Origin of the sequence: Pseudonocardia sp. P1 (assembly GCF_000178675.2) — a bacterium.
Classification (GTDB): Bacteria; Actinomycetota; Actinomycetes; order Mycobacteriales; family Pseudonocardiaceae; genus Pseudonocardia.
In genome coordinates this window covers 2,758,847-2,779,614 of the sequence record NZ_ADUJ02000001.1, presented here as the reverse complement: position 1 = coordinate 2,779,614, position 20,768 = coordinate 2,758,847, and the positions used below count along the sequence as shown (strand labels likewise).

24 protein-coding genes are annotated in these 20,768 nt (G+C 74.2%); 17 read left to right on the top strand and 7 right to left on the bottom strand.

The window, feature by feature from the left end:
* Nucleotides 1-51 precede the first annotated feature (51 nt).
* From fdxA to PP1_RS12385, 3 genes are all read left to right on the top strand, one after another.
* The gene (gene fdxA / locus PP1_RS12395) at nucleotides 52-378 is read left to right on the top strand and encodes a ferredoxin (RefSeq protein WP_010241582.1); all 327 of its coding nucleotides are present in this window, start codon (nucleotides 52-54) and stop codon (nucleotides 376-378) included.
* Nucleotides 375-1,478, top strand: coding sequence for a succinyldiaminopimelate transaminase (gene dapC, locus PP1_RS12390; protein ID WP_010241580.1), 1,104 nt, complete (start codon nucleotides 375-377; stop codon nucleotides 1,476-1,478). The genes fdxA and dapC overlap by 4 nt, the downstream gene beginning before the upstream one ends.
* Before the next feature lie 92 nt (nucleotides 1,479-1,570).
* A complete protein-coding gene (locus PP1_RS12385; protein WP_050802544.1) occupies nucleotides 1,571-2,800 on the top strand; it encodes an MFS transporter in 1,230 nt (409 codons plus the stop codon).
* A gap of 4 nt (nucleotides 2,801-2,804) precedes the next feature.
* On the opposite strand, the gene PP1_RS12380 is transcribed toward PP1_RS12385, so the two are convergent.
* The 3 genes from PP1_RS12380 to PP1_RS12370 are packed head-to-tail and all read right to left on the bottom strand — an operon-like array spanning nucleotide 2,805 to nucleotide 5,428.
* Nucleotides 2,805-3,773, bottom strand: coding sequence for a CHAD domain-containing protein (locus PP1_RS12380; protein WP_010241578.1), 969 nt, complete (start codon nucleotides 3,771-3,773; stop codon nucleotides 2,805-2,807).
* Nucleotides 3,774-3,782: 9 nt separating this feature from the next.
* Nucleotides 3,783-4,721 carry a 2,3,4,5-tetrahydropyridine-2,6-dicarboxylate N-succinyltransferase gene (dapD, locus tag PP1_RS12375; RefSeq protein ID WP_010241575.1) on the bottom strand — a complete coding sequence of 313 codons (939 nt, stop codon included), beginning with the start codon at nucleotides 4,719-4,721 and terminating at the stop codon, nucleotides 3,783-3,785.
* Between the two features lie 11 nt (nucleotides 4,722-4,732).
* The gene (locus tag PP1_RS12370; RefSeq protein WP_083697019.1) at nucleotides 4,733-5,428 is read right to left on the bottom strand and encodes a helix-turn-helix transcriptional regulator; all 696 of its coding nucleotides are present in this window, start codon (nucleotides 5,426-5,428) and stop codon (nucleotides 4,733-4,735) included.
* 503 nt (nucleotides 5,429-5,931) lie between these two features.
* Here PP1_RS12370 and dapE point away from each other — a divergent pair.
* The 8 genes from dapE to PP1_RS12330 all read left to right on the top strand — a co-directional run bounded on the left by dapE (nucleotide 5,932) and on the right by PP1_RS12330 (nucleotide 11,311).
* Nucleotides 5,932-6,996, top strand: coding sequence for a succinyl-diaminopimelate desuccinylase (gene dapE, locus PP1_RS12365; protein ID WP_029239981.1), 1,065 nt, complete (start codon nucleotides 5,932-5,934; stop codon nucleotides 6,994-6,996).
* Between the two features lie 47 nt (nucleotides 6,997-7,043).
* Nucleotides 7,044-7,814 carry a TIGR00730 family Rossman fold protein gene (locus PP1_RS12360; protein WP_010241570.1) on the top strand — a complete coding sequence of 257 codons (771 nt, stop codon included), beginning with the start codon at nucleotides 7,044-7,046 and terminating at the stop codon, nucleotides 7,812-7,814.
* Entirely contained in the window at nucleotides 7,814-8,407 is a 594-nt protein-coding gene (locus tag PP1_RS12355) for a TIGR00730 family Rossman fold protein (protein ID WP_010241569.1), read from the top strand. Before PP1_RS12360 ends, PP1_RS12355 begins: the two co-directional genes overlap by 1 nt.
* Nucleotides 8,404-9,396, top strand: coding sequence for a glucosyl-3-phosphoglycerate synthase (locus PP1_RS12350; RefSeq protein WP_010241568.1), 993 nt, complete (start codon nucleotides 8,404-8,406; stop codon nucleotides 9,394-9,396). Before PP1_RS12355 ends, PP1_RS12350 begins: the two co-directional genes overlap by 4 nt.
* A gap of 12 nt (nucleotides 9,397-9,408) precedes the next feature.
* Entirely contained in the window at nucleotides 9,409-9,771 is a 363-nt protein-coding gene (locus PP1_RS12345) for a DivIVA domain-containing protein (protein WP_010241567.1), read from the top strand.
* Nucleotides 9,772-9,843: 72 nt separating this feature from the next.
* Nucleotides 9,844-10,365, top strand: a complete 522-nt coding sequence (locus PP1_RS12340) for an SRPBCC family protein (RefSeq protein ID WP_029239979.1) — start codon at nucleotides 9,844-9,846, stop codon at nucleotides 10,363-10,365.
* Nucleotides 10,362-10,955, top strand: coding sequence for a DNA-3-methyladenine glycosylase I (locus PP1_RS12335; RefSeq protein ID WP_010241565.1), 594 nt, complete (start codon nucleotides 10,362-10,364; stop codon nucleotides 10,953-10,955). The genes PP1_RS12340 and PP1_RS12335 overlap by 4 nt, the downstream gene beginning before the upstream one ends.
* Before the next feature lie 188 nt (nucleotides 10,956-11,143).
* Nucleotides 11,144-11,311 carry a DUF3117 domain-containing protein gene (locus PP1_RS12330; protein ID WP_010241564.1) on the top strand — a complete coding sequence of 56 codons (168 nt, stop codon included), beginning with the start codon at nucleotides 11,144-11,146 and terminating at the stop codon, nucleotides 11,309-11,311.
* 63 nt (nucleotides 11,312-11,374) lie between these two features.
* Here the strand turns inward: PP1_RS12330 and glgA are convergent, their stop codons facing one another.
* Entirely contained in the window at nucleotides 11,375-12,538 is a 1,164-nt protein-coding gene (glgA, locus tag PP1_RS12325) for a glycogen synthase (RefSeq protein ID WP_029239978.1), read from the bottom strand.
* Nucleotides 12,539-12,663: 125 nt separating this feature from the next.
* On the opposite strand from glgA, the gene glgC reads away from it, so the two are divergent.
* On the top strand, nucleotides 12,664-13,899 hold the full coding sequence (glgC, locus tag PP1_RS12320) for a glucose-1-phosphate adenylyltransferase (protein ID WP_050802543.1): 1,236 nt from the start codon (nucleotides 12,664-12,666) through the stop codon (nucleotides 13,897-13,899).
* A gap of 1 nt (nucleotide 13,900) precedes the next feature.
* On the opposite strand, the gene PP1_RS12315 is transcribed toward glgC, so the two are convergent.
* On the bottom strand, nucleotides 13,901-14,533 hold the full coding sequence (locus tag PP1_RS12315; RefSeq protein ID WP_010241560.1) for an O-methyltransferase: 633 nt from the start codon (nucleotides 14,531-14,533) through the stop codon (nucleotides 13,901-13,903).
* Between the two features lie 165 nt (nucleotides 14,534-14,698).
* Here PP1_RS12315 and sigE point away from each other — a divergent pair, with 165 nt between their 5' ends.
* The 5 genes from sigE (at nucleotide 14,699) to tatB (ending at nucleotide 18,149) form a co-directional block, all read left to right on the top strand.
* Nucleotides 14,699-15,334 carry an RNA polymerase sigma factor SigE gene (sigE, locus tag PP1_RS12310; RefSeq protein ID WP_010241558.1) on the top strand — a complete coding sequence of 212 codons (636 nt, stop codon included), beginning with the start codon at nucleotides 14,699-14,701 and terminating at the stop codon, nucleotides 15,332-15,334.
* Complete coding sequence (locus tag PP1_RS12305; RefSeq protein ID WP_075313970.1) at nucleotides 15,331-15,675, top strand: anti-sigma factor family protein; 345 nt, start codon at nucleotides 15,331-15,333, stop codon at nucleotides 15,673-15,675. Before sigE ends, PP1_RS12305 begins: the two co-directional genes overlap by 4 nt.
* Nucleotides 15,650-15,985 carry a hypothetical protein gene (locus PP1_RS12300; protein WP_075313971.1) on the top strand — a complete coding sequence of 112 codons (336 nt, stop codon included), beginning with the start codon at nucleotides 15,650-15,652 and terminating at the stop codon, nucleotides 15,983-15,985. Before PP1_RS12305 ends, PP1_RS12300 begins: the two co-directional genes overlap by 26 nt.
* Before the next feature lie 92 nt (nucleotides 15,986-16,077).
* On the top strand, nucleotides 16,078-17,634 hold the full coding sequence (locus tag PP1_RS12295; protein WP_075313972.1) for a S1C family serine protease: 1,557 nt from the start codon (nucleotides 16,078-16,080) through the stop codon (nucleotides 17,632-17,634).
* A gap of 50 nt (nucleotides 17,635-17,684) precedes the next feature.
* On the top strand, nucleotides 17,685-18,149 hold the full coding sequence (tatB, locus tag PP1_RS12290; RefSeq protein WP_060573899.1) for a Sec-independent protein translocase protein TatB: 465 nt from the start codon (nucleotides 17,685-17,687) through the stop codon (nucleotides 18,147-18,149).
* A gap of 34 nt (nucleotides 18,150-18,183) precedes the next feature.
* On the opposite strand, the gene PP1_RS12285 is transcribed toward tatB, so the two are convergent.
* Nucleotides 18,184-19,593 carry an amidase gene (locus PP1_RS12285; protein WP_075313973.1) on the bottom strand — a complete coding sequence of 470 codons (1,410 nt, stop codon included), beginning with the start codon at nucleotides 19,591-19,593 and terminating at the stop codon, nucleotides 18,184-18,186.
* 66 nt (nucleotides 19,594-19,659) lie between these two features.
* Complete coding sequence (locus tag PP1_RS12280) at nucleotides 19,660-20,643, bottom strand: D-2-hydroxyacid dehydrogenase (protein ID WP_010229777.1); 984 nt, start codon at nucleotides 20,641-20,643, stop codon at nucleotides 19,660-19,662.
* Between the last annotated feature and the right edge of the window lie 125 nt (nucleotides 20,644-20,768).

The window sequence follows — 20,768 nt, the reverse complement described above, 5'->3', positions numbered from 1 at the left end:
CACCACCACATGATCTACGGGGGCCCGCGGCCCGAGTGGAGGACCACCGAAGTGACCTACGTGATCGCCGAGCCCTGCGTCGACCTGCTCGACAAGGCGTGCATCGAGGAATGCCCGGTGGACTGCATCTACGAGGGCGGCCGGATGCTCTACATCCACCCCGACGAGTGCGTCGACTGCGGTGCGTGTGAGCCGGTCTGCCCCGTCGAGGCGATCTACTACGAGGACGACGTCCCGGACCAGTGGGCCGCCTACACCAAGGCCAACGTCGACTTCTTCGACGAGCTCGGTTCGCCGGGCGGTGCGTCCAAGGTCGGGAAGGTCGACATGGACGTGGAGCCGGCCAAGAGCCTGCCCCCGCAGGAACACGACGAGTGAGCCGGCTGGACCTTCCCGACTTCCCCTGGGACTCGCTGGTCCCGGCGCGTGAGCGGGCGGCGGCGCACCCGGGCGGCATCGTCGACCTCTCGGTCGGCACGCCGGTCGACCCGGTCCCCGCGGTCGTCCGCGACGCGCTCTCCGGGCCCGCCGCCGGGGAACCCGGCTACCCGACGACGCACGGCCCCGCGCCGCTGCGGGAGGCGATCGTCGCCTCGCTGCAGCGGCGCTTCGGTGTGGTCGGTGTCGACCCGGCGGCGGTGCTGCCGACGATCGGCTCCAAGGAGATGGTCGCCTGGCTGCCGACGTTGCTCGGGCTCGCCGGCGGCGACACGGTCGTCATCCCGGAGCTGGCCTACCCGACCTACGAGGTGGGTGCCCGGCTGGCCGGGGCCGACCACGTCCGGTCCGACGGCCTGACCGCGGCCGGTCCGGCCCGCGTCCGGCTGGTCTGGCTGAACTCGCCGTCGAATCCCACCGGGCGGGTCCTTCCGGTCGAGCACCTGCGGAAGGTCGTCGCGTGGGCCCGGGAACGGGGCGCGGTCGTCGCGTCCGACGAGTGCTACCTGGGGCTCCCCGGCGAGGCCGACCCGGCGCCGCGCTCGGTGCTGCACCCCGACGTCTGCGACGGCGACGTCACCGGCCTGCTCGCCGTGCACTCGCTGTCCAAGGTGTCGAACCTGGCCGGGTACCGCGCCGGGTTCGTCGCCGGTGACCCGGCCCTGGTCTCGGGTCTGCTGGAGGTGCGCAAGCACGCCGGCATGATCGTCCCGCGGCCGGTGCAGGCCGCGCTCGAGGCGGCCGTCTCGGACGACGCCCACGTCACCGAGCAGGCCGCGCGCTACGACGACCGTCGTACCCGCCTGCGTGCCGGGCTGGAGAAGGCGGGGCTCGAGATCGAGCACTCGCAGGCCGGGCTCTACCTGTGGGCCACCATGGGTGAGCAGTGCAGAGCCACCGTCGACCGGCTCGCCGATCTCGGCATCCTCGTCGCGCCCGGCGAGTTCTACGGCCCGGCCGGCTCCCGGCACGTCCGCGTCGGGCTGACCGCACCGGACGAGCGCATCGACGCCGCGGTGGAGCGCCTCGGCGGTACCTGAGCACCGCGCGCCGGGCTCCTGCTCCGCGCTGTGCGGCGAGGACGGGCCCGGTACTCGGCCTGATCGTTTCGCCGGACAAGGGAGCTGCGCCGATGTCGTCGTCAGCGGGTACGTCGCCCGTGCACCGGGCCGTGCGGCCGGGGCTCGTCCTCGCCGGGGTGCTGGCCCTCGCGGTCAACCTGCGTGCCGGTCTGGCCGGGTACCCGCCGCTGCTGGAGACGGCCCGCGCCGACCTCGGGATCGGGGCGGGCGGCGCCGGACTGGTCCAGGCGGGCGCCGTGCTGATGATGTCGGCCGGGTCTTTCGGGGCCGCCGCGGTCGCGGCCCGGGTCGGCCGGGAGCGGCTCCTCGGTGTCGCGGTCGCCACGATCGGTCTGGGCAGTCTCCTGCGTGCCGTCGCCGCGCTCCCGGCGCTCATCGGCGGGAGCGTGCTGGTCGGCCTGGGGATCGGCGTTGCGGGCGTCCTGCTGACGGGTGTGGTCAAGGAGCACCTCGCCGAACGGGCCGGGGCGGTGACCGGCGCCTACGTCGTCTCGATGATGATCGGTGCGACGATCGCGTCGGCGGTCGCGGTGCCGCTCGCCGTCGCGCTGGGCGGTTGGTCGTTCTCCCTCGCGGTCTGGGCGGTGCCCGCCGTCCTGGCCGTCGCGGTGTGGATCCCGGTCGCGTCGCGGATGGGGCGGGCCGCCCCGGTGGCGGCCGGGAACACGGTCGGCGACGACGCCGGGGACACCACCGTCCGGGACGAGCTCCGGACGTGGCGCGATCCGTTCGCCCGCCGGATCGCCTGCTACCTCGCCGGGTCGTCGACGATCTTCTACGGCTGGCTGACCTGGCTGTCGCCGTTCTACGAGCAGCAGGGGTGGTCCCCGCAGGCGGCGGGTCTGCTGCTGGCGGTCTGGAGCATCGCGCAGATCCCGGCTGCGCTGTTGTTCCCGGCGGCCGCGGAACGGCAGCGGAGGTGGCAGCTGTGGGCGTCACTGACGGTCCTGAGCAGCCTCGCCGGGACCCTGGGGGCGTTGTTCCTGCCCGCGCCGGGGACGCCACTGCCGTGGCTCTGGGCGTCGCTGATCGGCATCGGGGTCGGGGCCGGGTTCCCGCTCGGCCTCACCGTCATCGCCTGGCGGACGCCGACGCCGGCGCGCAGCGCGGCCGTCAGCGGGTTCGGGCTCGGGATCGGCTACTTCGCGGCCGGGATCGGGCCACTGGTGATGGGGCTGCTGATCGATCTCGGCGGGTTCCCGCCGGCGATCGTCCTGCTCGTCGCCGCTGCCGGTCTCCAGGCGGCCGCCGTCTGGCGGATCGGCGACCGCCGGGAGTAGCCGGTCAGAGCTTCTCGGCGCGTTCGGACAGCTCCAGCCAGGCGTCCCACCACCGGGTGCGGAGGTCCTCGGCCCGGGCACGTTCCCGCTCGACGAGGCGCCCTCCGACGAAGACCTCGTGCGCGTCGGGGGAGTTGCCCAGCTCGTCCAGCAGGGCCCGGATGCGGTGCTCGGCGACGCAGGCGTCCTGGTGGTCACCGAGCACCTCCTGGAGCCCCTCGGCGGCCTTGAGCATCTTCTTGACGTGCTTGGCGTCCTTGGTGCGGTCGCCGTCGTCGTCGCGCATCGCCGGTTCGACGAGCTCGCCGGTATAGCGGAGCCGCTTGGTGCGGATCCGCAGGTCGTGCAGCGTCATGTCCGGCGGGTTCTCGCCGGCCCGCCGCACCGCCTTGGTGAGCTTGCGGGTCTCGGCGCGCACCAGGTCGATCAGGGCCGGGCGGGCGACCTCGTCGGGCGGCTCCGGCAGCGGTTCCGAGACCGCCTCGACCAGGTGTCGCCGCAGCGCGGTGTGCCGGTCGGAGTCGAGCTCGTCGAGCATCTCCGCCCGTGCCGCGATCCGTTCGGCCTCGAGCACACCGACGAGACGGTCCCCGGCGTCCTGCTCGGCGGGCGGGAGCGTCGCGACCTCGCCGCGCAGGCGTTCGATCATGACGTCGAGGTCGCGGACCGGGCCCAGTGCCCGTCCGAGGCGGCCGAGGTCGGACCGGAGACCGTCGGCCCAGGTGTGGTCGAGGAGCGGGCGGGCCGCCTTGAGAGCGGCCCGCATCCGGCGGACCGCGACCCGCATCTGGTGCAGCTCCTCGATGTCGGAGCCGTCCCGGACACCGGGTTCGTGGTGCAGCATCGCGCGCAGACGCTTGTCGAGCAGCGCCCGCACGTGGGCGACGGCCGGCTCACCGGGCCCGGCCGTGAGTCGTTCGCCCAGGTCGGCGACGCCGTACAGGTTCGAGGGAGGCTGCGGGGCCCCGTCCATGCTCACGTCCTAGTTGGCGTGCAGTGCGGCGTTGAGGGCGATGCCGTCGCCGGTGCGGGCGAGCGCCTCGACCGCGCCGGAGACGGAGTTGCGGCGCAGCAGCAGCCCGTCCTGCCCGGAGAGCTCGCGTGCCGCGGTCGTCGCCCCGTCGGGAAGGACGACCTTCGTGCCCGCGGTCAGGTAGAGACCCGCCTCGACGACGCAGTCGTCGCCCAGCGAGATCCCCAGCCCGGCGTTGGCGCCGAGCAGGCAGCGGCGGCCGATCGAGATGACCTCCTTGCCGCCCCCGGACAGTGTGCCCATGATCGACGCGCCGCCACCGATGTCGGAGCCGTCGTCGACGACGACGCCGGCCGAGATGCGGCCCTCGACCATCGACGCACCGAGCGTGCCGGCGTTGAAGTTCACGAAGCCCTCGTGCATGACGGTCGTGCCCTCGGCGAGGTGCGCGCCCAGGCGGACCCGGTCGGCGTCGCCGATCCGCACGCCGGACGGGACCACGTAGTCGACCATCCGCGGGAACTTGTCGACGTGCGTGACCGTCACGGGCCCGCGGGACCGTAGCTTCGCGCGGGTCAGCTCGAAGCCGGGGACCGGGCACGGGCCGTGGTTGGTCCACACGACGTTGGCCAGCAGGCCGAACTGGCCCTCCAGGCTGACCTGGTGCGGCCGGACCAGCCGGTGGCTGAGCAGGTGCAGGCGGAGGTAGGCGTCGGCCGCGTCGACCGGGGCGTCGGCCAGCGAGCCGATCTCGGTGCGGACGACCTCGGTGCGCACCCCGCGCAGCTCGTCGGTCGCGACGAGCGCGGCGAGGTCGTCGGCGGGGTCGGTCACGTCGGTCCCGGCGAGCGCGGGCGCCGGGTACCAGACGTCGAGGACGGTGCCGTCGGTCGTGACCGTGGCCAGGCCGGTGCCGGAAGCGCCTTCGCGGCGGTACTCGGTACTCACGGCCGCCGAACCTACCGTCCCGGCGACGCCCGTGGCGCGCCGCCGTGGGTGCGCCGGGCCACGTCGTGCCCGGACGTGGCGGCACCGCTCAGATGGGCAGCGGCCCGCAGGTAACGCGCGACCCGCTGGGGCGCGAACGGCGGGGGAACGGGCGCGGGGAGCCTGCCGCACGACTCGCACCGCGACTGCAGCTGGATCCACCGCTCGACGGTCGGAGGAGCCGGGACGCACCGGTACAGCGCCACCCGCACCTCCCACACGCTGCGGGCGCGCATCACGTCGCGCATCGCACGATCCCGGCGGAACGTCTCCGGCGGTCGGGCCAGGCCGAACCGGTCGGCCCACCACTCACCGTCCACGGGGTCGAGGACGGTGTCCAGGTGCGACGGGAACCGGCGCCCCGCACCGTCGCGGACATCGCCCGGGATGTCCTCCATCGGCCGCACGAGGCGGTTCTCCTGGTCGACGGCGACCAGCCGCAGGCCGGCGACGTCGAGGATCGCCGAGAGCGTGTCGAGGCTCGGCGCGAGCGACCGGCTCTCGATCCGGCCGATCGTCGACCGGGCCAGCCCGGTGCGCTCCGCGAGCTCCCGCTGGGAGAGCTCGGCTCGTCGGCGGACCGCGCGGACCAGGCCCGAGACGTCGGGGACCGCCACGTCGTCGGGCGCAGCCGGCGGCTCCGCGAGCACCGGGTCATGGTCTGTCATGTGGTCGAGCCTGGCTGCCGGCGAGGCGTCCGGAGCGGTCGTTCGCCGGCCTGTGGACAACCGGACGACTTGTGGATGGTTGCGGCGGACGTCGCTCCTCCGGCGGCAGTCGCGTCGGCGCTCCGCGCCACGGCCCGCGGCCTACCCGGTGCCGTCCCGGTACGCCGGCGCGCCTCGTGGCGCCGATCGGGTGGGCCCGGGAGGGGTGCGCACTGCTCCCTTTGCTCTGCACACCGATGCGCGCGCACCTCGTCGAGTGATCGGACGTCGAGAGTGCCCGCGCGCCACGGTGTGCAGAGCAAAGCCGGGAGTAGACACCCCCGCCGCCCGATCCCGCCTCGACTCGACCCGCCGGACTCGGGCGCGTGGCCCGTGATCACGACGGCGCCGCCCGCGCGAGGTCACTGTCCGTCCGCGAACCGGGCCCGGGGCGTGGCGACCGAGCCGGGCGGCCCCGGGAACCTGCAGCGCCGGTCGGTAGCGTCGCGACGGTGACGAGGACGCTGCCCGCCCTGGACCTGACCTCCGACCCGGTGACGCTCACGGCAGCGTTGGTCGACGTCGCGAGCGTCTCCGGGGACGAGAAGGAGCTCGCCGACGCGCTCGAGCGTGCGTTGCGGACGCAGGCGCCGCACCTGGAGGTCCTGCGGTCCGGTGACGCGGTGCTCGCCCGCACGAACCTCGGCCGGTCGCACCGTGTCCTCCTGGCCGGGCACCTCGACACGGTGCCGATCGCCGACAACGTGCCGTCGTACCGGGCCGACGGGATCCTGCACGGCTGCGGCACGTCCGACATGAAGTCCGGCGACGCCGTGTTCGCCCACCTCGCGGCCACACTGCCGGATCCGCGGCACGACGTGGCCTTCGTGTTCTACGACTGCGAGGAGATCGAGGCCGAGCGCAACGGGCTGGGCCGGATCGAGCGCGAGCACCGGGACTGGCTCGACGCCGATCTCGCGATCCTCGGTGAGCCCACCGACGGTGCGCTCGAGGCAGGCTGCCAGGGCACGTTGCGGGTCGAGCTCCGCACCTCGGGGCGGCGCGCGCACTCCGCGCGGTCCTGGCTGGGCGACAACGCGATCCACCGCGCCGGCGAGATCCTCGCCCGGCTCGCCGCCTACGACGCCCGCGACGTCGACATCGACGGCTGCCTCTACCGCGAGGGGCTGCAGGCGGTGCGGATCGGCGGCGGTGTCGCCGGCAACGTCGTCCCGGACGAGTGCGTCGTCACCGTCAACTTCCGGTTCGCGCCGGACCGCTCGGCGGACCAGGCCGTGGAGCACGTCCGCGAGGTGTTCGACGGGTTCCCGCTGACCGTCACCGATCTCTCGCCGGGGGCGCTGCCGGGGCTGTCGGCGCCCGCCGCCGCCGAGTTCGTCACCGCGAGCGGCGCCACGCCGCGCGCGAAGTACGGCTGGACCGACGTCTCGCGGTTCGCTGCCCTCGGCATCCCGGCCGTCAACTACGGACCCGGTGACCCGAACCTGGCGCACACCCGCGAGGAACACGTCGCCGAGGACGCGATCACCGCCTGCGCGGCCGTGCTGCGCCGCTACCTCGCGCCCTGAGCCAGCCGGGCGATCGGCGTGCACGCACGCGGAATACCGTGAGCCGCATGGCCGACGAGAACGCCGATCCCCAGAGGCTGCCGGAGAAGCAGCGTGGCCCGGTCGTGCTGCGGCGCAGCCGCAGCATCGAGCCGACGACCACCGACCAGCGGCTGCTCGACTCGCGGGGGCCGACGGACTGGGTGCACACCGATCCGTGGCGGGTCCTGCGGATCCAGGCGGAGTTCGTCGAGGGCTTCGGGATGCTCGCCGAACTGCCCCGGGCCGCCACGGTGTTCGGGTCGGCCCGCACACCGGTCGGCTCGGCCGAGTACGAACAGGGGCGCGAGCTCGGGGCCCGGCTGGCCGGAGCCGGTTTCGCTGTGATCACCGGCGGTGGTCCGGGCGCGATGGAGGCGGCCAACCGGGGCGCGTCGGAGGCCGGGGGTCTCTCGGTCGGGCTGGGCATCGAGCTGCCGTTCGAGCAGGGCCTGAACCCGTGGGTCGACCTCGGGATCAACTTCCGGTACTTCTTCGCGCGCAAGACGATGTTCGTGAAGTACTCGCAGGCGTTCGTCTGCCTGCCCGGTGGCTTCGGCACCCTCGACGAGCTGTTCGAGGCCCTCGTCCTCGTGCAGACCAAGAAGGTCACCAAGTTCCCGGTCGTCCTGCTCGGCACCGACTACTGGGGTGGGCTGCACGACTGGATCGCGAAGACCGTGCTGCGCGACGGGAAGGTCTCCGAGAAGGACATGGACCTGCTCTACCTGACCGACGACATCGACGACGCCGTCGACGTCGTCGGCGAGGCCTACCACGCCTGGGAGGAGACGCACTGATGACCGACGCCGCACCCGGGTTCTCCGTCTGCGTGTACTGCGCCAGCTCCGACGGCGTCGCCGAGCACTACCTCGATCTCGCCGGGGCCGTCGGCCGGGGCGTCGCGGACCGCGGCTGGACACTCGTGTCGGGCGGCGGGCGTCGTTCCATGATGGGTGCGGTCGCCGCCGGTGCCCGCTCGGCGGGCGGCCGGACCGTTGGGATCATCCCGAAGTCCATGGTCGACTGGGAGTGGGCAGACCACGAGAGCGACGAGCTCGTGATCACCGACAGCATGCGGGACCGCAAGCGCCAGATGGAGGAGCGGTCCGACGCGTTCCTGGCCCTCCCCGGCGGCATCGGGACCTGCGAGGAACTGTTCGAGGTGTGGACGTCGGGGGTGCTCGGTCTGCACGACAAGCCGGTCGTCGTGCTCGACCCGGACGGGCACTGGGACGGGCTGCTCGACTGGGTCGCGGGCCTGCAGGACCGCGGTTTCGCCGCGCGCCCTCCGATGGGACGGCTGCAGGTGGTCCGATCCGACGGCGCAGGACCGGACGGCGCCGCGCTCGTCGGCGCCGCCCTCGACGCCTGCGCCCGTCCCGTCGCGTGAGCCGCCCGGGCGGCGACGGCGTGCCGTCCGTCGATCCGGAGCGCCTGGCCGCGTCCAAGGACGGTCGCCGGATCACCGTCGTCCTGCCCGCGCTGGACGAGGAGACGACGATCGGCCCACTGGTCTCCGGTCTCGTGCGGCTCGCGGGTGGGCCGACCGCACTGGTGGACGACGTCGTCGTCCTCGACTCGGGCTCCACCGACCGCACGGCGGAGCGCGCCGCCGCGGCCGGTGCCCGTGTGCTCGACCGGGAACGCGCGGTGCCGGATGTCCCGGTGCTGCCCGGCAAGGGCGAGGCGATGTGGCGGGCGGTCGTCGCGCTGGGATCCGGAGCCGCCCCGTCCGACCTGATCTGTTTCGTCGACGCCGATCTCGTCGACCCGGACCCCGAGCTCGTCCCACGGTTGGTGGCGCCGTTGCTGCACCAGCCGGGGACGGCGCTGGTGAAGGGTTTCCACCGCCGTCCGCTCGACGGGCCGGACGGTCACGAGGGCGGCCGGGTCACCGAGCTCATGGCCCGGCCCCTGCTGGCGGCGCTGCGGCCCGGGCTGCGGCACGTCCGGCAGCCCCTCGGCGGTGAGTACGCGGCCACCGTGGGGCTGCTCGACCGGCTGCCGTTCGCCACGGGGTACGGCGTCGACGTCGGCCTGCTGCTCGACACCGTCGCGCTCCGGGGTCCCGAGGCGGTCGGGCAGGCCGATCTCGGCGTCCGGCGGCACCGCAACCGGCCGCTGCACGAGCTCGCCCGTACCTCGCGGGAGGTGCTCGCGACCGCGCTGGACCGGTGCGGGATCGACGACTCCGGCGCCGGCCTCGTGGGGTTCCTGCCCGGAGACGACGACGGTGCCCCCGGCTGGCGCACCGAGACACACCCCCTCGTCCAGGTCGACCGTCCCCCGCCCGGTGACGTCCGCGCCGGCGGTCCGGCCGAGCCGGTGGACGTGGGCGCCCGGCCGCGTGGGGCGGGCGCCGCCGTCGTCCGCTCGTGATGAGATGGGTCCATGGGGACCGCGCTGGTGTACGTGCTCGTCCTCGCCGTGGTGGCGGCGCTCGTCTTCGTGATCGCCGCCGCCGTCTTCGGGCGGGGCGAGGAGCTGGCCCCGCTCGCGCCGGACGCGACGCCGACCCGGCTGCCCGCACGCGAGGTGGCCGGCTCCGACGTGCGGGACCTGCGGTTCCAGCAGGTCCTGCGCGGGTACCGGATGGCCGAGGTCGACTGGGCGCTGGACCGGCTGGCCGGTGAGCTGGACCGGGTCCGCGCCGACCGGCACGAGCTGGCCGACCGGGTCGCCCGGCTGGAGGCGACGATCGCGCGGATGCACGCCGGGGAGACCCCGGGGGAGGATCCGCGCCGGCAGCGGTGAAATCGCGGGCCGCGGGCTCGGGGGTGTGCGCCGGAGTGAGCAGAGCAAGGGACGGGCGGGGGAGTGGGCGACGTGCGTGACGGTGAGCAGAGCAAAGGGCCGGCGGAGCTGACCGTCCCGGTCGACGTCGACGTACCCGCCGCGGTGCTCTGGGAGGTCGTCTCCGACCTCGAGGGCCAGTCGGAGTGGATGCTCGCCACGACCGTCCAGATCACCTCGGGGGACGGCCGTTCGGTCGGCACCGAGCTGCGCGCCACGACCGGGCTCGGTCCGCTCGGCGTCGCCGACACGATGCGGGTCACCGAGTGGACCGAGCCGCCCGCCGGCGGGTCCGGGACGCGACGGATCGTCGTCACGCACACCGGCACCGTCATCCGGGGTGACGGGGTGTTCGTCGTCGAGGAGCTCGGGCCCGGCCGGTCCCGGTTCCTGTGGACCGAACTGCTGGAGCTGCCGCTCGGGGCACTGGGCCGGCTCGGCTGGCCGGTCGTCCGGCCGGCGATGCGGGCCGGGGTCGCGCACTCCCTGCGTGCGATGGCGCGGCGCACCGAGCAGCGCCATCACGGGCAGGACGGGGGAGGAGCGCCGAGGTGAGCAGAGCAGAGGCACCGGACGGGAGGGGCCGCTGCGACTGGGCGCTCTCGGCCCCCGACTACGTCGCCTACCACGACGACGAGTGGGGCCACCCCGTCCACGGCACCGCGGCCTGGTTCGAACGCATGACCCTCGAGGGGTTCCAGTCCGGCCTGTCGTGGATCGTCATCCTGCGCAAGCGCCCGGCGTTCCGCGAGGTCTTCCACGACTTCGACCCCGAGCGCGTCGCCCGATTCGGGGACGACGACGTGGCCCGCCTCCTCACCGACGCCCGCATCGTCCGGAACCGGCAGAAGATCGAGGCCGCGGTCACCAACGCGCGGGCCGTCCTCGACCTGGCCGACGCCGGTGACGACCTCGGCGGCCTCCTCGCCTCGTTCGCCCCGGACCCGGCCGAGCATCCCCGCCCGGCCCGGATCGAGGACGTCCCCGGGAGCACCCCGGAGTCCACCGCCTTGTCGAAGGCGCTCAAGAAGCGCGGGTTCCGGTTCGTCGGCCCGACGACCTGCTACGCCCTCATGCAGGCGACCGGTCTCGTCGACGACCACGTCGCGTACTGCTGGCGGGCCGGCACCGCCCGGGACGCCTGAGACGACCACGCCGGACGGTCGCCGCGCTGTTGCGCTGCGTGAACGCGCACGCGTCCGCGCCCGCGCCGTGATCGCCTCGGTTGCACCCCGCCACCGGGGATGGGGAACAATGGAGGTCCACGGTCGGCGCGTGCCCCGAGCGCGTCCCCGAGGAACGACTGTTGAGGAAGCTGACGGAGGACGGACGAATGGCCGCGATGAAGCCCCGCACCGGCGACGGGCCCATGGAAGTCACCAAGGAGGGTCGGGGCATCGTGATGCGCGTCCCGCTCGAGGGCGGTGGGCGTCTGGTCGTCGAGATGACCCCGGACGAGGCCACGGACCTCAGCGAGGCGCTCAAGTCGACCGTCGGCTGACCGACCGCTCCCCCTCGGTCGAGCGGTGCGACGGCGGGGCCGGGTGACCGGCCCCGCCGTCGTTCAGGCCACGCTCTCGTAGACCTCGAGGGTCCGGCGGGCCATCTCCGCCCAGGCGAACTCGGCGACCGCCCGCTCCCGGCCCCGCTCACCCATCCGCGCCGCCCGCTCCGGGTCCGCCACCAGCGCGTTGACCCCGTCGGCGATGGACTTCTCGAACCCCTCGGTGTCGGCCGGGTCGTAGTGCGCGAGCAGACCCGTCTCGCCGTCCGCGACGACCTCCGGGATCCCGCCGACGTCGGACGCGACGACGGCCGTCCCGCAGGCCATGGCCTCCAGGTTCACGATCCCCAGCGGCTCGTACACCGACGGGCACACGAACACCGTCGCCGCGGACAGCAGCTGCCGCACCTCGGTGGTCTTCAGCATCCGCTGGATCCAGACGACGCCGGAGCGCGACGCCGACAGCTCCGTCACCGCCGCCTCGGTCTCGGCCGCGATCTCCGCGGTGTCCGGCGCGCCGGCACACAGCACGACCTGCGCCGCCGGGTCGAACCGGTGCGCCGCCGCGACGAGGTGCTTCAGCCCCTTCTGCCGGGTGATCCGCCCGACGAACACCACCATCGGCCGGTCCGGGTCCACGCCGTTCTCGAGGAGGGCGTCGCGGGCCGGGTCGGGCGCGTAGAAGCCGGTGTCGATCCCGTTGTGCACCACGTGCACCAGCTCCGGGTCGATCGCCGGGTACGCCGCGAGGACGTCGCGGCGCATGCCGTGCGACACCGCGACGACGGCGTCCGCGGCCTCGTAGGCGGTCCGCTCCACCCACGACGACAGCCGGTACCCGCCGCCGAGCTGCTCGGCCTTCCAGGGGCGCAGCGGCTCCAGCGAGTGCGCGGTCACGACGTGCGGGCGGCCGTGCAGCAGCGCGCCGATGTGGCCGGCCATGTTGGCGTACCAGGTGTGCGAGTGCAGGACGTCGCACCGCTCCAGCTCGGCGGCCATCGACAGGTCCACGCCCAGCGTCGTCAGCGCTGCGTTGGCGCCGTCGGGCAGCGGTGGCGCGGAGTGCGCGCGGGCGTCGGCCGGGGCGTCGATCCCCGGCTCGGCGAAGCAGTGGACGTCGACGTCGACCAGCTCCCGCAGGGCGGGGACGAGGTGTCCGACGTGGACTCCGGCGCCGCCGTAGACGGCAGGTGGGTATTCACGGGTGAGCAGGCCGACGCGCACGGCGGGTGACGCTACTGCGTCCGGGTGCCGCCACGCGACCCACCGGTGTGCCCGGATCGCTCCGGCCGGGTCCGGCAGCACCGGACATATGGCCCCGCCACCGTGTGCCTACTACTGTTCACACCATGCGACCGACGGCGTCCGGGCGTCTTCCCGGAAGGGTTCTCGGAATCGTGCTGGCCGGCGGGGAGGGCAAGCGCCTCTGGCCCCTCACCGCCGATCGCGCCAAGCCCGCCGTCCCGTTCGGTGGCAACTACCGGCTCATCGACTTCGTCCTGTCGAACCTGGTGAACGCGGGCATGGACCGGCTCTGCGTGCTGACCCAGTACAAGTCCCACTCGCTGGACCGGCACATCTCCACGACGTGGCGGCTGTCCAGCGTCCTCGACCAGTACATCACCACGGTCCCGGCGCAGCAGCGGCTCGGCCGCCGCTGGTACACGGGCAGCGCCGACGCGATCTTCCAGAGCCTGAACCTGGTCTACGACGACGAGCCCGAGTACATCGCCGTGTTCGGCGCCGACCACGTCTACCGGATGGACCCGGCGCAGATGATCGCCCAGCACGCCGAGTCCGGCGCGGGCGTCACCGTCGCCGGTATCCGGGTGCCGCGGGCCGAGGCCAAGGCGTTCGGCTGCATCGCCTCCGACGAGACCGGGCGGATCACCGAGTTCCTGGAGAAGCCGTCCGACCCGCCGCACGTGCCGGACGACCCCGAGGTCACCTTCGCGTCGATGGGCAACTACGTCTTCACGACCGAGGCGCTGCTCGACGCGCTGAAGGCCGACGCCGCGAACGCGGACTCCGACCACGACATGGGCGGCGACATCATCCCGGCGCTGGTGGCGAAGGGGGACGCGCACGTCTACGACTTCGCCGACAACGTCGTCCCCGGCGCGACCGATCGTGACGAGGGCTACTGGCGCGACGTCGGGACCATCGACGCGTACTACGACGCGCACACCGACCTCGTCTCCGTGCACCCGATCTTCAACCTGTACAACGCGCGCTGGCCGATCCGCACCGCGACGCCCGCCCTGCCGCCGGCGAAGTTCGTCGAGGGCGGCATCGCGCAGGACTCGATCGTCGGCGCCGGGACGATCATCTCCGGGGCCATCGTGCGCCGGTCGGTGATCAGCCCGAACGTCAGCGTCCAGGGCGGCGCGGAGGTCTCCGACTCGGTGGTGCTGCCGGGTGCCCGGATCGGGCGGGGCGCGGTCGTGCGGCGGGCGATCCTGGACAAGAACGTCGTCGTACCGGACGGCGCGCTGATCGGCGTCGACCTCAACCTGGACCGCAGCCGCTACACCGTCTCCAACGGCGGCGTCGTCGTGCTCGGGAAGGGCGTCACGGCCCAGTGAGTCACCGGCGGACGGCGCAGAGCATGCCGTCCGCCACCGGGAGCAGCGCGGAGAGCAGCCGCTCGTCGTCGCGCACCAGCGCGGCGGTCTCGCGCAGGGCCGCCGTCCCCGGGCCGTCGTCCGAGCCGTCGCCCGCGACGCGGCCCCCGTCGAGCACACCCTCCAGGACCAGCACGCCACCGGGGCGGAGCAGCCGGACCGCCTCGGCGAGGTAGCCCGGGTACTCGGCGGGGACGGCGTCCGCGACGACGAGGTCGTAGCCGCCGTCGGTGAGCCGCGGCAGCACGTCGAGCGCCATCCCGTTGATCAGGCGCAGCCGGCCGGGACCGTAGCCGGCGCCGATCGCGGTGCGCTTCGCCGCGCGCTGCAGCTCCGGGTCGACGTCGATGGTGGTGAGCACGCCGTCCGCCGCCATGCCCCGGAGCAGGTAGAGCCCGCTGACACCGGCTCCGGTGCCGATCTCGACGACGGCGCGCGCGGCGACCGTCGCCGCCAGCACGGACAGCGCCGCACCGCCGGCCGGGGAGATCGGGTGCGCGCCCGCCGACGTGCCGAGCGCACGGGCCTCGCCGAGCGCGTCGTCCTCGGCGAGGTAGCCCTCGGCGTACGCGGCGCCCCCCGCGGGTGTGCTCATGGCGCAAGATTATCTACGTACCGGTCCGGAACGATTTCACAGACTTCTCTCAGATCCGTTTCACATGCTCCTCATCAGCGGCGGGCACTCTGTACTGCAACGAACCAGACCTCGCGGGCGAGCGAACAACCGACCGGCCGCGATCGACGGAGGTGCCCCGCCCCGATGCCTGCTCCTCGAACCGCCGACGACGCCCCTGTCCGGGACGCCGCCGGCACGCGCCCCGGTGAGGGCGCCGACTGGACCCCGCCCAGCTGGGACGAGGTCGTCCGGGAGCACGCCGACCGTGTCTACCGGCTCGCCTACCGCCTGTCCGGCAACCAGCACGACGCCGAGGACCTCACCCAGGAGACGTTCATCCGGGTGTTCCGCTCGCTCGCGTCGTACAAGCCGGGCACGTTCGAGGGCTGGCTGCACCGCATCACGACGAACCTGTTCCTGGACATGGTCCGCCGCCGCGCCCGCCTCCGGATGGAGGGCCTGCCGGAGGACACCGAGCGGCTCCCCGGTGGCGGCCCCGAGCCGGAGACCGTGTTCGCGATCAACCACCTGGACCCGCACCTGCAGGCCGCGCTGGACGAGCTCCCGCCGGACTTCCGGGTCGCCGTCGTCCTGTGCGACGTCGAGGGCCTGTCCTACGAGGAGATCGGCGCGACGCTCGGTGTGAAGCTGGGCACGGTGCGCAGCCGGATCCACCGCGGGCGGACCGCGCTGCGCGCGTCGCTGGAGCGGCACCGTGCCGCCGAGCGGGACGAGGCGGTGGCAACCGACCGCAACCCGGTGGCAGAGTTGACGTCGTGACCGATCGACGGCGTTTCCAGGTCGTCCCCCCGGACTGGGGGGAGGCCCACCTGACGCTCGAGGCGGTCGTCGCCTACGTGGACGACGAGCTGGCCCGCGGCCCGCACGACCGGGCCACCCGGCACCTCGGGCACTGCCCGGACTGCGCGGCCGAGGTCGCCGAGCAGCGGCGGGCCCGGTCCGCGCTGCGCGGTGCCGACGCGCCGACCCTGCCGCCGTCGCTGATGAGCGCGCTGCGGTCGATCCCGCAGGACACCGAACTCCCCCCCGCCGCCGGCGGGCCTCTCGCTCACACCCGACGGCGAGCTCGTCTCGGTGCTGCGTCCCGCCGAGTTCGGTGACACCGGAGAGCGCCGCTCCCGCCGGTCGCGGCGGGTGCGGCTCGGCACCGGTGCAGCCGTGTCCGGGATCGCGCTGGGCGCGCTCGCGTTCGGCGTACCGGCCGCGACGACGTCGGCCCCGGCCCCCGGCGGCCCGGGTCCCGGAGCCGCCGCCGTCGCCCGGTTCGCCACCACCCCGACGCAGGCCCCGCGTCAGCGCTCGTCGTCGGCCACGCCGGCGCCGGGCACCCCCGCGTCGCCGACCGGTGGTGTCGCCCCGGCGGCGCCGACCTCCACCGTCCGCAACGCCGGGCTGCCCCCGTCCGGCTGACGGCGCCGGACCGATACAGGGACTTCACCGCCGGACCGGCAGTCTGGCGGGGTGCTGTGGGGTGACGCGACGTCGTGCGTGACGGGCCGCCGATGAGCGGGACTCCCGACCACGGGGACGACCGCCCCGGAGACCCGGCCGGATCAGCTCCGCCCCGGCTGCGGCCGCGTCCGCTGACCCGCCCGGACACCGATCCGGGTGAGCGGGCCGCGTTCGGACGTCCGGACGGCGTCGGCTCCTCGTTCGCACCTCCGCCGCGGCACGGCTCGCGCAACGGCTCCGGCCTGCCCGCCGCACCGCCGCCGACGGCCGCGGTCGCCCGTGCGTTCGGCAGGCCCGAGGACGGGGGCCCCGGCCTGCAACGGCCGGCGGCCGACGAGGCGGAGGGTCCGGCCACTCCCGGTGAGCAGAGCAAAGAGGCGTTCTGGCCGGGCGGTTCCACCGACGACCCGTGGCGGGATCCGGGGACCCCGGTGGTCGCGTCCGCCCCGCACGGCGACGCCGACCCCGAGCCCGGTCCCGACCCGGAGGACGGTCCGCGGCTCAGCGTCCGCGACGTCCTCTTCGGCAAGCGGGTGCAGCCCCGCGCCCTGGCACTCCTCGGCGTGCTGGCGCTCGGCATCGGCGCGCTCGGCGGTCTCGTCGGGCACTGGACGGCGTCCGGGGCGAGCGAGCTGACCAGCCCCGGCGCGGTGCTCGCGTCGGCGGAGGAGGCGAAGGAACGTCCGCCCGGGTCGGTACCGGAGGTCGCCGGCCGGGTCCTGCCGTCGGTGGTGTCGCTGGAGGTGTCGGTCGGCAACCAGGCGGGCAACGGTTCCGGCATCGTCATCGACCCCGAGGGCTACGTCCTGACCAACGACCACGTCGTCGCGCCCGCCGCGGGGCCCGGTGAGGGCTCGGTCGAGGCCGTGTTCTCCGACGGTTCCCGGCTCCCGGCGACCGTGGTCGGCGCCGACCCGATGACCGACCTCGCCGTGGTGAAGGTGCCGGTCGCGAACCCGACGGTGGCGGCCATCGGCCGGTCCTCGGAGCTCGCCGTCGGCGACGCGGTGATCGCGATCGGGTCGCCGTTCGGGCTGGCCGGCACCGTGACGACCGGCATCGTCTCGGCCGTCGACCGCCCGGTCCGGCTCGACCCGGAGGGCAGCGCCGGTGACGCCGTCATCGACGCCGTGCAGACCGACGCCGCGATCAACCCCGGCAACTCGGGCGGGCCGCTGGTGGACGCGACCGGCGCCGTCGTCGGGATCAACACCGCGATCCGCAGCGCGAGCGCCGCCGAGGGCGGCGGTCAGGGCGGCTCGATCGGCCTCGGGTTCGCCATCCCGATCGACGACGCACGCGCGATCGCCGAGGAGCTCATCCGCAGCGGCCGGGTCGCGCACGCCGATCTCGGGGTGAACGCGCGCTCGGTGACCGACGGCTCCACCGACGGTGCCCAGGTGCAGAACGTCGTCGCCGGGGGACCGGCCGCGGCCGCGGGTGTCGTGGAGGGTGACGTCGTCGTCCGGGTCGCGGGCCGTCCCATCGCCGGCGCCGACGAGTTCGTCGTCGCGGTGCGGGAGCACGACCCCGGTGAGCAGATCCCGATCGAGCTCGTCCGTCAGGGCCGACCGCTCACCGTGACCGCGACGCTCGGCGAGCGCTGAGGAGGACCGGCGCACACCGGTCTCACAGGGACCGGCCGTACGCTGACGGTGTGTTCGAGAACATCGGCATGTGGGAGATCCTCGTCCTCGTGGTCGCGGGTCTGTTCATCCTCGGCCCCGACCGCCTCCCCGAGGCCGCCCGCTGGCTGGGCAGCGCCGTACGGCAGGTCAAGGACTACGCCACCGGCGCCCAGAACCACCTGAAGAAGGAACTGGGCCCGGAGTTCGACCAGATCCGCCAGCCCCTGGACGACCTGCGGAGCCTGCGGTCGCTGAACCCCCGCCGCGCCATCACCCGCAGCCTGTTCTCCGACGACGACCCGGTGAAGCCGAACGGGTTCGCGCCCGGTGCCGCAGGCTCGAACGGCTCCGCGGCCGCTGCCGGGGGCGTGGCGGCGACCGGTGCCGCCGGTGCTGCGGGCGCCGCGACGAGCGCACCCGCACCGGCGCCCCGGCCGCCGCAGCAGCCGCTGTCCTCCGGGGAGCAGCCGCCGGTCGACCCCGACGCGACCTGACGGGACGCCCCGGGGCCCGGGGCGAAGGGCGGGCTCAGCCCAGCAGGGCCGGCCGGCGCAGGTGGTGCTCCGTGGCCTGCTGGTAGGCGTGCGCCGCGGCCAGGACGGTCGCGTCGGCGTGCCGCGGCCCCACGACCTGCAGCCCGACCGGCAGCCCGGCGGAGGTGAACCCGCACGGCACCGACGTCGCCGGCTGCTGGGTCATGTTGAACGGGTAGGTGAACGGCGTCCACGACGTCCAGCGCGGGTCGTGCCAGCCCTCGGGGACCTCCCGGCCGCCCTCGAACGCGGTTATCGGCAGCGTCGGGGTGAGCAGCAGGTCGTAGGAGTCGTGGAAGGCGCCCATCAGGGTGCCGAGCTCGTTGCGGACGGCCATCGCGCCCAGGTAGTCGAGCGCGGACACCCGCTCGCCCTGCTCGGCGATCCCGACGAGCGCCGGGTCCATCGCCGTCCGCGCCTCGGCGCCGATCGGTTCGAGCGACTTGGCCGCCGCGGCGAACCAGAGCGTGTGGAACGGCTCGATCGGGTCGGCGAACCCCGGGTCGGCGTGCTCCACGGTCGCGCCGAGCGCGCGGGAGAACACCGCGACGGCGTCGGCGACCAGCGCGGCCACCTCCGGGTCGACGTCGACGAAGCCGAGCGTGGGCGAGAACGCGATCCGCAGGCCCTGGGCCCCGCCGGCCAGCCGCTCGACGGCGGACTCCCGGGGCACGTCGAACACCCACGGGTCGCGGGTGTCGGGCTGGGCGACGACGTCGTGCAGCAGCGCCGCGTCGGCGACGGTGCGGGTCATCGGGCCGACGTGGGCGAGGGTGCCGAAGGCCGAACCCGGGTAGTGTGCGATGCGGCCGTAGGTGGGCTTGTGCGCGACCGTCCCGGTGAAGGCGGCGGGGATCCGGACCGAGCCACCGGCGTCGGTCCCCAGCGACAGCGGGCCCATTCCCAAGCCGACGGCCGACGCGGACCCGCCCGACGAGCCGCCCGCCGTCCTCGTCGCGTCCCACGGGTTCGTGGTGACGCCGGTCAGCGGCGAGTCGGTGACGCCCTTCCAGGCCAGCTCCGGGGTGGTGTTCTTGCCCAGCAACACCGCGCCGGCGGCGCGGACCCGGGCGACCGGCGGGCCGTCGACCTCGAACGGGCCGTCGGGCGAGGTCGTCGTCGATCCGCGGCGGGTCGGCCAGCCGATCGTCAGGAGCATGTCCTTGATCGAGGTGGGGACGCCGTCCAGCGGGCCGATCGGCTCGCCGGCCTGCCAGCGCGCCTCGGACTCCTTGGCCCGCGCCAGCGCGGAGTCCGCGTCGACGAGGCAGTAGGCGTTGACGGCCCCGTCGTGGGCCTCGATGCGGTCCAGCGCGTCCCGGGTGGCCTGGACGGGGGAGACCTCGCCGGTGCGGTAGGCGGCCAGCAGCTCGGTCGCGCTCAGGTCCGCGGTCGTCTCGCTCACGAGTTCCCTCCGGTGGCAGTCTCTTCTGCGGGGCTCACGAGTTCGCCCCGGTGCTGTCTGCGGGGCTCACGAGTTCGCCCCGGTGCTGACGTACCCGCGTTCCGGGTCCACGACGTTGCGCAGCTCCCGGCCCTCCCGGAAGCGCGCGAGGTTGTCGGCGAACAGGTCGACGAGCATGGTCTTCCAGCCGACGACGTCACCGGACATGTGCGGGGAGAGCAGGACGTTCTCCATGTCCCAGAGCGGCGAGTCCGCGGGGAGCGGCTCGACCTCGAAGACGTCCAGTGCGGCGCCCGCGATCCGGCCGGACGCCAGCGCGTCGGTCAGGTCGTCCTGCACGACCAACGGCCCCCGCCCGACGTTGATCACCCGCGCCCGCTCGGGGAGCAGCGCGATCGTCCCGCTGTGCAGCATGCCGCGGGTCGCGTCGGTCAGCGGCGCGGCGAGCACCAGGTGGTCGGAGTCGGGCAGGAGCCCGGGCAGCTCGTCGAAGGCGTGCACGCCATCGGCCGCGCGGCGGCCGACCAGCCGCACGGTCATCCCGACGGCACCGAGCAGGTCGGCGATCGCGTGCCCGATCGGGCCGCTCCCGACGACGGTGGCGACCTTCCCGGCGACGGTCTCGGTCTCGCGGTGCTGCCAGGTGCGCTCGCGCTGCAGGGCCAGCGACCGGGCGGTGTCCTTGGCGAAGGCGATCACCGCGCCGAGCACGAACTCGGCCATCGGCCGGTCGAACACGCCGCGCGAGTTCGTCAGCGTCACCGGGGAGCTGAGCAGCTCGGGGAACGCGACCCGGTCGACGCCGGCGCTGGCGGTGTGCACCCAGCGCAGGTCGGCGGTGCGCTCGGGCGACCACACCTGCCGGACGGCGTCCGAGGTGAAGTCCCAGGTGAGCAGGACGTCGCTGCCGGGGAGCGCGGCGGCCAGCTCGTCGGCGCTCGACACGATCCTGAGGCGTGCGTCACCGATGCGGTCATCGATCCCGGGCGGGGCGTCGCCCGCGCACAGCGCGGTGATGGTGGTGGGGTCCTGACCAGCGGAAACCGGCAACGGGAGATCCTGTCGGTGGGGAGGTCGGGCGGCGTTGACACGCTAGGAAGCGCACCTAGGATTGTCAACAATCCACCTATCCGGTGGAGGTCTCCCCGTATCCGCGAACGTCCGAGGGGAAACGG